Origin of the sequence: Martinezella lusitana (genome assembly GCF_016901135.1) — a bacterium.
In the GTDB taxonomy this organism is placed as follows: domain Bacteria; phylum Pseudomonadota; class Alphaproteobacteria; order Rhizobiales; family Rhizobiaceae; genus Rhizobium; species Rhizobium lusitanum_D.
The window spans coordinates 56,141-68,411 of record NZ_JAFEVL010000068.1 but is presented as its reverse complement, the minus strand read 5'-3'; the positions used below and the strand labels follow the sequence as shown (position 1 = coordinate 68,411).

General features: G+C 62.2%; 12 protein-coding genes and 1 pseudogene. 3 read left to right on the top strand and 10 right to left on the bottom strand.

Annotation, left to right across the window (positions count from 1 at the left end; genetic code table 11):
* Positions 1-164 precede the first annotated feature (164 nt).
* From JTP94_RS29290 to JTP94_RS29280, 3 genes and pseudogenes are all read left to right on the top strand, one after another.
* Positions 165-462 (top strand): annotated as a pseudogene (locus tag JTP94_RS29290) (ArsR/SmtB family transcription factor).
* Positions 463-600: 138 nt separating this feature from the next.
* Positions 601-966, top strand: coding sequence for a nuclear transport factor 2 family protein (locus tag JTP94_RS29285; RefSeq protein WP_204853934.1), 366 nt, complete (start codon positions 601-603; stop codon positions 964-966).
* A gap of 158 nt (positions 967-1,124) precedes the next feature.
* Positions 1,125-1,817, top strand: a complete 693-nt coding sequence (locus tag JTP94_RS29280; RefSeq protein WP_246755407.1) for an alpha/beta fold hydrolase — start codon at positions 1,125-1,127, stop codon at positions 1,815-1,817.
* 510 nt (positions 1,818-2,327) lie between these two features.
* On the opposite strand, the gene JTP94_RS29275 is transcribed toward JTP94_RS29280, so the two are convergent.
* From JTP94_RS29275 to JTP94_RS29230, 10 genes are all read right to left on the bottom strand, one after another.
* Positions 2,328-3,089 (bottom strand): 5-formyltetrahydrofolate cyclo-ligase, encoded by a 762-nt coding sequence (locus JTP94_RS29275; protein ID WP_204853932.1) that lies wholly within the window; start codon positions 3,087-3,089, stop codon positions 2,328-2,330.
* On the bottom strand, positions 3,086-3,949 hold the full coding sequence (locus JTP94_RS29270; protein ID WP_204853931.1) for a creatininase family protein: 864 nt from the start codon (positions 3,947-3,949) through the stop codon (positions 3,086-3,088). Before JTP94_RS29270 ends, JTP94_RS29275 begins: the two co-directional genes overlap by 4 nt.
* On the bottom strand, positions 3,942-4,967 hold the full coding sequence (locus JTP94_RS29265) for an ADP-ribosylglycohydrolase family protein (RefSeq protein ID WP_204853930.1): 1,026 nt from the start codon (positions 4,965-4,967) through the stop codon (positions 3,942-3,944). Before JTP94_RS29265 ends, JTP94_RS29270 begins: the two co-directional genes overlap by 8 nt.
* Positions 4,964-5,890 (bottom strand): carbohydrate kinase family protein, encoded by a 927-nt coding sequence (locus tag JTP94_RS29260; protein ID WP_204853929.1) that lies wholly within the window; start codon positions 5,888-5,890, stop codon positions 4,964-4,966. The genes JTP94_RS29265 and JTP94_RS29260 overlap by 4 nt, the downstream gene beginning before the upstream one ends.
* Positions 5,890-6,996, bottom strand: a complete 1,107-nt coding sequence (locus JTP94_RS29255) for an ABC transporter ATP-binding protein (RefSeq protein WP_204853928.1) — start codon at positions 6,994-6,996, stop codon at positions 5,890-5,892. Before JTP94_RS29255 ends, JTP94_RS29260 begins: the two co-directional genes overlap by 1 nt.
* Positions 6,993-7,826, bottom strand: a complete 834-nt coding sequence (locus JTP94_RS29250; protein WP_204853927.1) for a nucleoside phosphorylase — start codon at positions 7,824-7,826, stop codon at positions 6,993-6,995. The genes JTP94_RS29255 and JTP94_RS29250 overlap by 4 nt, the downstream gene beginning before the upstream one ends.
* 2 nt (positions 7,827-7,828) lie before the next feature.
* Complete coding sequence (locus JTP94_RS29245) at positions 7,829-8,623, bottom strand: ABC transporter permease (RefSeq protein ID WP_204853926.1); 795 nt, start codon at positions 8,621-8,623, stop codon at positions 7,829-7,831.
* On the bottom strand, positions 8,620-9,480 hold the full coding sequence (locus JTP94_RS29240) for an ABC transporter permease (RefSeq protein ID WP_204853925.1): 861 nt from the start codon (positions 9,478-9,480) through the stop codon (positions 8,620-8,622). Before JTP94_RS29240 ends, JTP94_RS29245 begins: the two co-directional genes overlap by 4 nt.
* Before the next feature lie 61 nt (positions 9,481-9,541).
* Positions 9,542-10,585 (bottom strand): extracellular solute-binding protein, encoded by a 1,044-nt coding sequence (locus JTP94_RS29235; RefSeq protein WP_204853924.1) that lies wholly within the window; start codon positions 10,583-10,585, stop codon positions 9,542-9,544.
* A 39-nt stretch (positions 10,586-10,624) separates the two neighbouring features.
* Complete coding sequence (locus tag JTP94_RS29230) at positions 10,625-12,190, bottom strand: class I adenylate-forming enzyme family protein (RefSeq protein WP_312038200.1); 1,566 nt, start codon at positions 12,188-12,190, stop codon at positions 10,625-10,627.
* Positions 12,191-12,271: the final 81 nt, after the last annotated feature.

The following is a 12,271-nucleotide window of genomic DNA, read 5'->3' as shown; positions in this document are numbered from 1 at the left end:
CATCGTCGTCGTGTTCAGCCGGTAGCGGAACCACCTTACCCGCCGAAGACTACAATGCATGAGGTGCTTGTTTGGAAAGAGCTCCGGCTTGTTAGCAGCACTTGTGTCTCAGCCGCGTTCGAAGGCTGCCCAATCCAGCAAATGAGCCGGTAGATCGGAACAACATGAATGAACCGAAGTCTCGTCTTCCCTATGTCGAATTCAGCGCGCAGCTTCTCGAAGCAATGGCGAATCCGCAGCGCCTGAAAGTCCTGTCTATCCTGGTCGAAGAAGAGATATCGGTTGGCCTGCTTAGCCAAAGGATCGGGTTAAGCCAGTCTGCTCTGTCCCAGCATCTTACCAGGCTGCGCCGCGCAGGGCTGGTTGCTTTTCGACGCGACGCGCAGATGATTTATTATCGCAGTGAATCCTAGTGATGTGAAACGGCTTCTGGCGACGTTGGCCGAATTGTTTCCGCTCTGAAGGAAAAGTTAGTGGTTCCGTGGCGCTTATATTCAAGAACCGTCGTGCCGGCGCCGACGACGATCTCAGCGTCCGTGGCGGCTCCTTTAGCCAAGCCTATTCCTGCCACCGTGGGGCGCGAAGAAAGGACCGATCAGTATGACCGACCACATTATTGAAGTGCTTCATCACAACCTTCAGGAAGTCTTTGGCGAGAACGACGCAACACGGCGGCGCGCTGCCATTGCAGAGCTGTACACCGAAGATTGCATCGTCAATGTCATGCCGGGCATTTTCGCCGGGCACGAGGCGCTCGACAAGCTGTGCGCGGACCTGCGAGCGATGAACCCCCACTTTGCTTACACCCCGCGCGGCGAAGCGCAGGTGATGCATGATGCCGGAATCCTGGCCTGGGACGCGGGGCCGAAAGGCGAAGCACCAGCTTACACCGGCCTCGATGTCATCATCGTCCATGAGGGCAAGATCAAGGTGTTGTATGCCTTCCTGAACCAGAAGTTCGTTTGATAGCGAATGAGCCGGACATCATGATTCCATGTCTGGATTAACAATGGCAAACGAGACCGGCGTCACCGAAGCATTTGCCAACTCCGTCCAGGCGGGATATGTGGCCGACGCCGAGTTTGATCGGTGGCCGTGCCGACGCGCAGACAAGGAAAACCTCATTGGGCAAAGTTCATAACATTGTTCTCGTTCACGGAGCCTTCGCCGATGGTTCAAGTTGGGCCGAGGTCATCACTCTATTGCAGGCGAAGGGGTATCACATCACGGCCGTCCAAAACCCGCTGACCTCACTTGCCGACGACGTCGCGGCAACCAGGCGCGTGCTTGCGCGGCAGGACGGACCGACCATCCTCGTCGGACATAGTTGGGGTGGTGCGGTTATCACCGAAGCCGGGACGGAGCCCAACGTGGCAGGTCTGGTTTATGTCTCGGCGCTTGCGCCCGACGCCGGCGAATCCGTCATCGATCTCCAACAGCATGGCCCAGCATCGGAAGCCATGAAGGGGGCCGTGCCGGACGACAAGGGCTTGCTCTGGTTTGATGCCAACGCGTATCGTGCTGGGCTTGCCGCCGATGTACCCGCCGAGAGGGCCGGAGTCTTGGCGGCGGTTCAGAAGCCCATAGCGTCCGCCAGCTTTGGCGAAAAGCTCAAAGAGGCCGCCTGGCACAGATCGCCCTCCTTGTACGTTGTTTCGACCAACGACAAGGCCCTGTCGCCAGATCTGCAGCGTTGGATGGCCGGGCGGATTGGAGCAACGACCATAAGCGTGCCCTCGAGCCACATGTCGCTGATCTCCCATTCAACCGAGGTCTCAGCGCTCATCGAGAAGGCGGCAACATTGCCGACTCCTTGACGCTGCCTCAGATCAATAACTGCGGCATCCTGTGCGCGGGCTCCGGCCTAAAGTGCGGTGATCAACATGATAAGAACTTTGCGAGAGCGCCTTCATGGAGCATGTGGAGCAAAAGACGGCCAGATATGTCGAGACGCTGGACACCTCCATCACTGACGACGAAATTGTCGCCAGAGTTGTCAGCATGACCTGCTTAATCAGCCGTCACATATAGCTGGGATGCATCGCTCAGCACGTGGTCGCATCTTCAAGACTCAAGGGCGCTACAAGCCGCCGATAAGGTTCGTGGCACCTGCTCCTTAATGCCGCATAAACCTCAAGCCTGTGCTTGCGCCTTCCTGCTTATGCTGAGGATTCGATCAATAAATAGGGCGGTTCGGCAGCGGATGACCGACTCGTTAACGTGGCCCAGAAAGCGTGGGGCCGAACTCACCCATTTCATGTGCAAAGGGCATCGCTACAAGCTCGGCTGCGAGTTGTCTCCACCCGATTCAGGCCCCTCCCTCCCAGTCAGTTCTGCTCAAGCTTCTGCCGCAGCATCTCCAGAAACGGGATGTTCTCGTACTGATCGAGCTGGACCATATCCCAGGCAACGCCTGAAGGGCGCGGCGCATCGTTGTGAGTAACGATCAGTTCGAGTTCCGTGGCGATGTAGTCGAGAGGGCTGTCATGGGCGAGCATGGTCATCTGCTGTTCGGGCACCAACTGCGATGAATGAACGCTAGTTGCCATCGGCGTCTCAGGCCCGATGATTCCCAGTTCACGAAAGATGCCGGTTTCAAGGTCGGCAAAACCCGCGCCCTTGCCGGTCCGCCCACCGGAGCGGCTGACGGCTACCGAGCCGACGATGCATAAGTCCAACTTCGGCACATCGTTAAAATCGATGCGTTCGCCATGAGCCATGTAACCTTCGGCGGTTGCCGCCAGTTCGAAGGTCACGCCTTTCTCAATTAGCTTAGCAGGGTCGATACGCAGATAGGGAAATGATTTCGTCAATTCAGGAACCGGGCAGAAGAGGGTCTTGCCGTCGTAAAGCGCCCGCATCCGCAAAGGGATCTGGGGTGGATCGGGATTGCATTTCACCATGCGCGCCGATTTCCAGGCATCCGTCTGCGCCAGCCGCCAGGCGGCCATGTCGGCGCCGACAAAATTCGGGATACGGCTTACCGCAGGGCCGATCGCGATCCCCGTTTCTTCCATGAGATGCCAGATGGTGTTGCGCACCTCGTCCTTTTTCAGGCTGCGCCCGGCCCAGCGTCCATGATCGATCATTCCTGAATTCCTTTCCGGTTTTTATGGGGGCTGTCGATGGCAGTGCCGAGACATGTCGGGGCCGACAGCCGCGTCTCGTCGAAGGCCGCAATATCGCCGATCACCTGGATCAAGCGCTCTGCAGCACGCTCGACCAGCGCCTTTCCTTTTTCCACTGTTGCCTGCCGTGCATCGCCGGCCGCACCCGAAGGGTGCAGATCCTGCATCATCCAGCCGAAGCCGGCCATGCGGCCATTGCCCGGATCGGTCTGCAGCAGCGAAAACGCGGTCTCCAGGTCTTTGGCGGTGGAGGGAAAGTCGGCGATATGGTCGGTTGCGACAAGATGCGGATAGAGATGCAGCATCATCGAGGTTTCGATGGCACCAGCATGGATACCGAAGGCGATTTCATCTTCGCTGAACAGCCCCTCCGGATAACCGGCGTCGAACCAGCTGGCGTAAAAGGCCATGGCACCGAACCGCTGGCGCAACATCAGCGCCGTCGGCTGTAGTTGCTTGACCTGGCCGCCGTGGCTGTTGAACAGCAATACTTTGATGATGCCGGCCCGGATGGCGCCTTCCAGCACGCTTCCCCAGATCTCCATGGTCGCAGCCGCCGTATGCGACAGGGTGCCGTGAAAGCCCAGGTGCTCGGTCGAATTGCCGATCGTTTGTTCCGGCAGGATGACGACGGGCATATCGGGTGCCAGGCGGTCGAGTACGTGGGCGAGAATGCCGCGATTGATCAGCGCATCGGTGCCAACAGGCAGATGCGGGCCGTGCTGCTCGACGGCACCGACGGGGAGGATGGCGATCGTGCCAGGTGGCAGCGCCGCGATCTGGCGCGTCGACAGTTCGATCCAGTAACGGGAATCAGGCATGGGCGACCTCCGCCAGTTGGGCTGCCAGATCGCGGAGCGTCAGCGCGTTGACACGCTGCACTTCGGCCGCCACTTTCCCATCGAGATCGTCGGTGCCGAAGGCCGCCGCGATGGCACCGGCGAACATGGCAATGGTGTCGCTGTCATTGCCGCCATTGACGGCGGCAAGAATGGCCTGCCAGGGCGAAAATTCCGCTGCGATGACGAGGCCGAAAGCCACGGGAACGGCTTCCACCATGGCGATGCCGTTGCCGATCACCGCCTCAAGCTCCGTCATTGCGGCCCGCGGTCGTCCGATGAAGCGCCGACCGATATCGGCGGCCATCTCCAGCCGCCGCACCAGGTCGGCGCCACCGGTCAGGCGGCCGTTGCGCTTGGCCTCGACCTCGCCGATCCGCGCCGCTTTTATCGCCGCACCCATCAAATTGTCGCGAGTGCCGCCGGCAAGGCCGTGGGCGATCGCGCCGGCAACGGCGGCGGCGCCCGCATAGGCAATTTGCGTGTTGTGGGTCGGTGCAGAAAAAGTCACGGCGATGCCGGCCGCGCCTTCGATGTCACCGGGTCGCAGGCAACCGGCCACCGGAGCCCGCATGGCGGCCCCGTTGGAGGTGCCAAAGACGCAGGAATAGACGCCGGGATCGGCCACATCCCGTGCCTCGATGCCGGATCGCAGCTTTTCCAGAGCGATCCGCGTGGTCGGGCCCGCAAACCGGGTGAACATTTCCGTGTCTGCTGTCCACAGCAGCAGACCATCTATGGCATCGTCTAGCGTCGGGTTGCCCTTGGCGCGGATGGCAATTTTCGCCATGCACAGCATCTGGGTGGCATCGTCGGTCAGTCGGCCCGGCTGCAGGCCTAGCGCAAACGGGGCAAGTGGGGGCGCTGGCCTCAGGCGGGTAATGGGGCCGCCGAAGACCGTGGCGATGTCGTCTCGATGCATGCCCTCGGTGGCAGCGCCCAGCGCGTCGCCGACGCAGGCGGCGAGTAGAACGGCGTGAATGTTGGAAGCCAGTGTCAATTGAGCCTCGTCGTCGTCAATGTCAGGTCAGAAGCCGCAGCGGAAAGAACGGCAAGATCGAAGGTGCGTCCGGCCAGAAACCAGCCGGAGGCGCAGTTGGCCATGGCGGCGGCATGGAAGGGCGAGTGGCCTTCGGCGAGCGCCAGTGCAAAGGTGGCGATGAAGGTATCGCCGGCTCCTGTCGTATTGTCCGCCTTGACGCGCCATGCTGGCAGATGCGCCAGCTTGCCGTCGGCTGCTACCACTACCCCTTCGGCGCCCAGCGTCACGCAGGCGACGCGGCGTCCCTCCGAAAGCCTGGCGGCAAAGGCATAGGCCGCATCGATGTCGCGACTGCCCATGCGGGCCGCCAGCAGTTGCCCGTTGGTGCAGATGACGTCGATGTCGCGGGCAGCCTCCATCGCGATGTCGAAGCCCCAACGATCGACTTCCGGCCATTCCAGATCGAGCAGCGACAGGCCATCGACAGCGCGCACCCGCTCGGCTGCGAGGCGAACCGGCTGGGGATGGAACATGTGGGTGACGAGAATGGCGCCCTTGTCGAAATGCGACTGGGCGCCGTAGCGCATCAGCCATTCCTCGGGGATCGGCACGAGAATGATCGCCTTTTCGCCGGTATCGTCGATGATCAGCACGGCGACGGGTGTGCGCTCGCCGGAAAGACGCAGCACCGAATCCGTGCGGATACCGGCCGCCTCGTACGCGGCGATCAGCTGGTCGCCGGCCGCATCGGCGCCGACGGCAGTCTCCAGTACCACTTCGGCACCCAGTCTTGCGGCCGTCCTTGCCACGAAGGAGGCCGGGCCGCCGGGCAGGAATTCGGTCTTGCGCGTGAACACCTTCTCATCATGGCGGGGAAGGGTCGGCACAAAATACAAGCTGTCGAGTACGACGACGCCGAGCACATGGAGGGAAGCTGGCATCAGGCAATCTCGCTGATCATGTGTGTGGGGAGACGCAATCCGGTTTCCGGATCGAAGAACGGCGGCACGGCATCCGGCATCAGGACGCCGATCTCCGGCCCGGTGAGCGTCACCGTCCCGGTCATGCGTACGAGGACCGTCTGGTCGCCGACGGCGACATGCGCCAGCCGGTCGCTGCCCATATATTCTATCGTGCGAAGCGTGCCTGGCAGGCTGTGCGGCGTATCGCGCGGCACCAGCGTCAGGGTCTCCGGCCGAAGCGCCAGATGCAGCGTGCGGCGATTGACAGTACCGAGTGCGGCTCCGGTGCTTTGCGGCGGCGACCACACGGTGTCGCCGTCGAGCAGGATCGTGCCTGTTGAGGATTTCCGGACCAGAAAGAGACTGGCGGGCGGGCTGCCGACGAAGGCGGCGACGAAGGCCGTCTGCGGCTGCTCGTAGATCGCTTCGGCCGTATCGTGCTGGAGGACGTGGCCGTGCGAGAGAACGGCGATCCGATCGGCGAGCGTCAGGGCTTCCGCCTGGTCGTGGGTGACCATGATGGTGGTCAGGCCGGTGCGCTCGTGCAGTTCGCGCAGCTCGACGCGCACCGAATTGCGCAGCACCGCATCGAGATTGGAGAGCGGCTCGTCGAGCAAGAGCAGGCGCGGTTTGATGGCGATTGCGCGTGCGATTGCGACGCGTTGCTGCTGCCCGCCCGAAAGCTCGGACGGGCGCCGCTCGGCATAGTTGCGCAACCGTACCACGTCGAGCGCCTCGTCGACCTGGGACGCGATCGCACGCGCATCGATCTTGCGCATCTGCAGGCCGAAACCGACATTTTCGCGCACGCTCATATGCGGAAACAGCGCGTAGTTCTGGAACACTAGGCCGATGTCGCGCTTCCACGGCGGCAGGTCGGTGATGTCGCGGCCATCGAGCACGATCCTTCCACCGTCCGCGTTCAAGAGGCCGGCGATGATCCGCAGCAGCGTGGTTTTGCCACAGCCGCTCGGGCCGAGCAGCGCTAGAAACTCTCCGCGTGAGACACCGATGTCGATCGCCTCCAGCGCCGTGGCCGTGCCATAACGCTTGGCAATCCCTTCGATCGAAAGATAGTCGCTCATGGCTTTTCCCCGCGGGCGGCATCGGCTCTGGCAAGCCGGGCGAGACCCGACAGGCCAACCCTGATCGCCTCCTGATGTCCGGCGCCCGAGCGATGCGCCTCGCCGGTCACGACATTGTCGCCGACCGAGCAGACGGAGCCGCCGCGATGACCGTAAAGTCGGGCGAGAGTGAGGATAGCGGAGGTTTCCCGGTCGGTGTTGAGAATGCCGGCGCGACGCCAGTAGTCGATGATGCCGGCATGCTCGTCCTGCAGGTAGCCGCCTGGTCCTGGACGACCCCATCCGGTATATTCGCTGTCGCCGGAACGGGTGATGCCGATGTGGTGGGGGGCTGTGATGTCGCGGGCGGCATCCGCCAGAAAGCCCACCAGTTCGTGATCGGCGGCGGCTGGATATTCGGCGCGTACATGCGTCTTGCTCATGCCCTCGTCGCGAACGGCACCAGCGCTGATCACCAGATCGCCGACCTTGACCTTGTCGCTCCAGGCGCCGCAGCCGCCGATGCGCAGTACGGCACTGGCGTCGGTATAGTTGAACAGGTCCATCAGCGCCAGCTCCGCCTCCGGCGCGCCGCTGCCGCCGGAAACGACGCTGATCGGCACGCCTTCATAGGTCCCGGTGACCGTCGAAAACAGCCCGGTCAGCGCCACGGTTCGGGCATCCTCGAGAAACGAGGCGATGTCGCCGTCGCGGCCGTCGGCCGATACGGTCAACGGATCGCGCACGGCGAGCACCACGTAAGGTGCGACATCAGCACGCTGAAAACCCGTCAGGGTCGGAATGCCGTCGCGGGCGAACTGGGGCATGGTGGTTTCGTAAGGATAACCCATGTCTAAACTCTCCGGGACCATTTGAAGATGAATTCGCCGAAAACGACGACGACGAGGACGACGCCGATGATCATGGCGCCGATGGCCAGCGTGATCGGGTCGATGCCCTGGCCGCGCAGCTGCGAATAAAGCCGCACGGGGAAGGTGATCCAGGCAGCACCCGCGATGAAGGTGGAGACGATGACGTCGTTGAACGATACCAGGAACGAGAATGCGGCGCTGGTGAGAAGCCCCGGCAGCACCAGCGGCAGCGTCACGCGCCGGAATGCCGTCAGCGGCGGCGCGCCGAGACTCTTTGCCGCCAATTCCAGATTGGGATCGACCTGGCCGAGCGTGGCGACCATGATGCGAACGGTAAACGGCAGGGTGATGGTCGCATGAGCCAGAACCAACCCACCGAGCGACCCGCTGATGCCGAGGCGCGAATAGATTTGTAGAAGGGCGATGGCCCAGACGATCAGCGGAAGCGTCAGTGGCGCGAGCAGGATCACCTCGAAGGCCAGCCTGCCCTTGAGGTTGCCCCGCACCAGCGCGATAGCCGAAAGCGTGCCGAGAACCAGCGAGACGATGGTGGCAAGCGTGCCGATCAGCGCGCTGTTCAAAAGCGCCCGCTGGTATTCGGCACTGGCAAAGGCCGCCTGAAACCAGCGGATGGACAGGACCTGTGGGGGAAAGCGGAAGAACTTTCCATCGTCGAAGGCCGAGAAGATCAGCACGATGATCGGCGACATCAGAAACACGAAGACGAGTGCCGTCAGGATCGTCCAGAGGAGATAGGTGCCGCGGGACTGTCTCATGCGACGACCTTTCGATGCGCCATCCGCTTTTGCGCAAACGATGCGGCAAGCCCGATCCCAGCCAGGATCGCCAGCATAACCATGGCAAGGGCTGAGGCGAACGGCCAGTCGAGCACCAGCGAGGCCTGCTGGAAGGCCATGGTGGCGAAGGTTGCGACCTTGCCTTGCCCGAGGATCTGCGGCGTGACGAACGAAGTCAGCGCCGCGCAGAAAACCAGCAGTCCGCCGGCTAGCAGGCCCGGCATCGACAGTGGCAGCAGAACGCGCCGCCAGACGTTGCGGCGCGATGCGCCAAGCGACATGGCGGCATCCTCGTAGTCGGCAGGAAGCCGGTCGAGCACGGTGACGAGCGGCAGGACGGCGAGCGGCAGAAAGGATTGGACCAGGCCGATCAGAATGCCCGTGCTGTTGCCGAGAAAAGCGATCGACTTGTCGATCAGCCCCAGCGCCTTCAGCGCACCGTTGACGACGCCGAGCGTACTCAAAAGATTGACGAGACCGAGCGTCGGCAAAAGGGCACCGCTCACAAGTGGAATGAGCATCAGCGCCATCAGCAGTCCGCGGGCACGGCCGGCTCTTTTCACCATGAAATAGGCGACCGGCAGCGCGATGGCGAGACAGATCAGCGTGGTTGCGACGCTCAGCCATAAGGTCGTCAGAAGCCCGCGCAGATAGAGGTCGTCCCCGAAAATGCGCTGGTAGTTGATCAGCGTGAACTGCGTGTCCAGCAACAGAGAGCCCGGCTTCTGGGTCCAGAAGCCCATGACCAGCAAGAGGATGAAGGGAGCGAGAAACACGCAGCCGATCAGAAGCGTCGCCGGCGCAAGGAGAAGATAGGCAAAGGGACGGCTGGACATGACTTGCGTGCTTTCGGTTGAGCCCTGCGCGCACGGAGCACGCAGGGAAGGGACGGGTCCATTATTGACCGAGGATGTCCTTGTTCCAGCGTTCGGTCCAGGCGCCACGCTGGCTGATGATGTAGGGCCAGTCGAGCTGCACGAGGCTCTTGACCTCTTCCGGCGTGTTGATCGTGTCGGCGGCGGCCTTTTCCGATAGTATGACCTTGGAATTGGTCGGGCCGAAGAAGATTTCCTCGGCATAGGCCGTCTGGTTGGGAACGCCGAGCGCCAGATCGATGAACATCTTGGCAAGTTCAGGATTTGGGCTGTTGGCCACCTGGCAGACCATGTCGCGCACCAGAACCGGTCCTGGATTCTTCGGGAAGGCGAAGCCGATGTTTTTCCACTGCTTGACGCCCGACAGCACATAGCCGCTGATCATCGGCGCCATGGCGACTTCACCGGCATCCATCATCGTGAAAACCTCGTCGAGGCTGGTATAGGTCAGCTTCGGTGGTCCGAGTTCGGCAAGCTTGGCGAAAGCGGCATCCGGATCGTGTTCCGTCTTACCGGCAAGCTTGGCGGCGATGCCGAGAATGCCGTCGCCTTCGGAGCCGGGATAGACGGCCTGCGCGATCAGACCCTTGTATTCCGGCTTCCACATATCGGCCCATTCGGGCGGCGTTTTGACCAGGTTCTTGTTGTAGGCGATGCCGAGGCCGACGAGCGACATGGCGTAGCAGCCTTGATTCATGCCCGGCCAGATATCGGCATAGATCGGGTCTTTCTCATCAGGTGCGACAACCAGACCGTCTTTCAGCGCCTGCGGCGCCTCGTAGATGTTCTGAAAGGTCACGTCCATGGTCGGATTGCCCTTTTCGGCCACCATCTTGGACATGCGGTCGCCGCTGCCGCCGAGCAAGAACTCGACCTTGGCGCCGGTGGCCTTTTCCAGCGGTTCGGCGGCAAATTTGCGCAGCAGGCGCTCGATGTCGCCACCCCAGGTGCCGACCACGAGGGTCTTTCCAGTGAAATCCTGAGCGGCCGCGGGCAGCAGGCTCATGGTCAGAAATGTGCCGGCCATCACCCCGGCGACTATGGAACGCAATCTGGCATGCATCATGAAGTTCCCCTTTTAATGGTTGTGTTCTGGTTTCAAGCTTCAGTTCTGGGCCTTGGTGCCGCCGCCGAGCCTGTGTGTCAGCTCGGCTTTGGCAATCTTGCCGGTGGGAGTCATCGGCATTTCCTCAACGACGACGATCTCCAGACGATCGATATCGTAATTGGTGGTGTTCAATAGATGCGTCTTGCAGGCAGCGGCATCCAGCGCCCCAGTGCCCGAGAGCGTGACGGCGGCGACCGGGCGCAGGCCGTTTTCGCCGAGCACACCGACCAGGGCGGCGTCGCGGATCGTCGCGATCGTACAGAGTGCTTCCTCGATATCGCGCGGGTACCAGGACTGCTTGCCAATCCGCAGGAGCTCGGAGCGACGGCCGAGTATGGTGATTGCGCCGTCGGCGGCCATCGTGCCGATATCGCCGGTCAACAGGAAGCCGTTGCGCAATACCTCGGCGGTCTTTTCCGGCTTGCCCCAATAACCGGCCATGAAGCCGCCCGTCAGGGCAATTTCCCCGACGGTGCCGACCGGCACCTCCGTGCCTTCCGGCGACAGGATGCGGACGTCCTTGTCGGGCAGCGCCGGGCCGATACGGCGCGAGATCGGGTCGCTTTCGGCAAGGCTCGGATAGCCAAGCGCCACGAAGCCGCCGAGTTCGCTCTGCCCGTAGCTTTCAACGAGCGGCAGGGAAAGTTCCTCCGCCCATGCCGCCTTCAGCGTCGGGGGAACCGGCCCGCCGCCGGACAGGCCCATGCGCAGGCTGTTCACCCGCTCGCCGGATGCCCGGCTCTGATCGAGATAGTCGGTGAGCACGGTCGGATTGGCGATCAGCATCGTCGCGCCGCGCGCCTTCAGCGCCGCAAAGCCGGTTTCCGCCGTCCAGCGGCCCATGATATTGATTGCGGCTCCCTTCGAAAGCTGCGGCAGAAGGTTGCCGACAAGCTGGTAGGAACTCGACAGTGCCGTCGGCCCGAAGGAAATGTCATTCCCGGTGATGCGCAGCCGCTCGGCGATGACGCGCGTGGCGCGGACCGTCGGCTCGTGCCTCAGCCCGGCCCCCTTCGGCTTGCCGGTGGTGCCGGACGTATAGGCGAGGTGGGCGATGGCGTCTTCGTCGCTCGCCACGCCCGGAGCCTTGAATTTGGCGGCAAGCATATCGGGCAGCGAGGCTGCTCCCTGCTGCGGACCGTCCATACATACCAGCGCGCGGATACCAGGCGTGTTCGCCGCCGCCGCCATAACCTTTTCGCCCATGTCGTGGGTGTAGATCACCACGGTCGGTGTGTGGTCCTGGAAGTAGTAGTCGAGCTCGTCGGCAAACTTGACGTTCACAAGGGCCGCGATGGCCCCGATCTGCCAGGCGCCGAACATGGCCAGCAGATAGTCGAGGCCATTGTGCGCGAAAATCGTTACCCGATCGCCGTGGCGAACACCCAGTTCATGCAGTAGACCGGCGAAATCGCCGATCAGTTCCGCGGCTTCGCCATAAGTCAGGCCGCGATTGCGGTCGACCCAGTGGAAGCAGTCGCGGTCGGGATGCCGTGCAGCGCCGTCCAGAAGAAGTCCATGCATCAGCATCGTGAAGAACCTCGCAAGCAACGATTTCTGCACGAAAAATATGCAGAAACCTTCGATGCTTTAATTAGAGGCGCTTTTGGCTTGGCTTGGAACCGTGCTGGCAGGAATAGAGGT

What these genes read in the sequence shown, in the direction of transcription:
- JTP94_RS29240 (WP_204853925.1), bottom strand. Translation starts at nt 9,480, where the DNA reads ATGTCCAGCCGTCCCTTTGCCTATCTTCTCCTTGCGCCGGCGACGCTT.
- JTP94_RS29260 (WP_204853929.1), bottom strand. Translation starts at nt 5,890, where the DNA reads ATGCCAGCTTCCCTCCATGTGCTCGGCGTCGTCGTACTCGACAGCTTG.
- JTP94_RS29250 (WP_204853927.1), bottom strand. Translation starts at nt 7,826, where the DNA reads ATGGGTTATCCTTACGAAACCACCATGCCCCAGTTCGCCCGCGACGGC.
- JTP94_RS29275 (WP_204853932.1), bottom strand. Translation starts at nt 3,089, where the DNA reads ATGATCGATCATGGACGCTGGGCCGGGCGCAGCCTGAAAAAGGACGAG.
- JTP94_RS29270 (WP_204853931.1), bottom strand. Translation starts at nt 3,949, where the DNA reads ATGCCTGATTCCCGTTACTGGATCGAACTGTCGACGCGCCAGATCGCG.
- JTP94_RS29285 (WP_204853934.1), top strand. Translation starts at nt 601, where the DNA reads ATGACCGACCACATTATTGAAGTGCTTCATCACAACCTTCAGGAAGTC.
- JTP94_RS29245 (WP_204853926.1), bottom strand. Translation starts at nt 8,623, where the DNA reads ATGAGACAGTCCCGCGGCACCTATCTCCTCTGGACGATCCTGACGGCA.
- JTP94_RS29235 (WP_204853924.1), bottom strand. Translation starts at nt 10,585, where the DNA reads ATGATGCATGCCAGATTGCGTTCCATAGTCGCCGGGGTGATGGCCGGC.
- JTP94_RS29255 (WP_204853928.1), bottom strand. Translation starts at nt 6,996, where the DNA reads ATGAGCGACTATCTTTCGATCGAAGGGATTGCCAAGCGTTATGGCACG.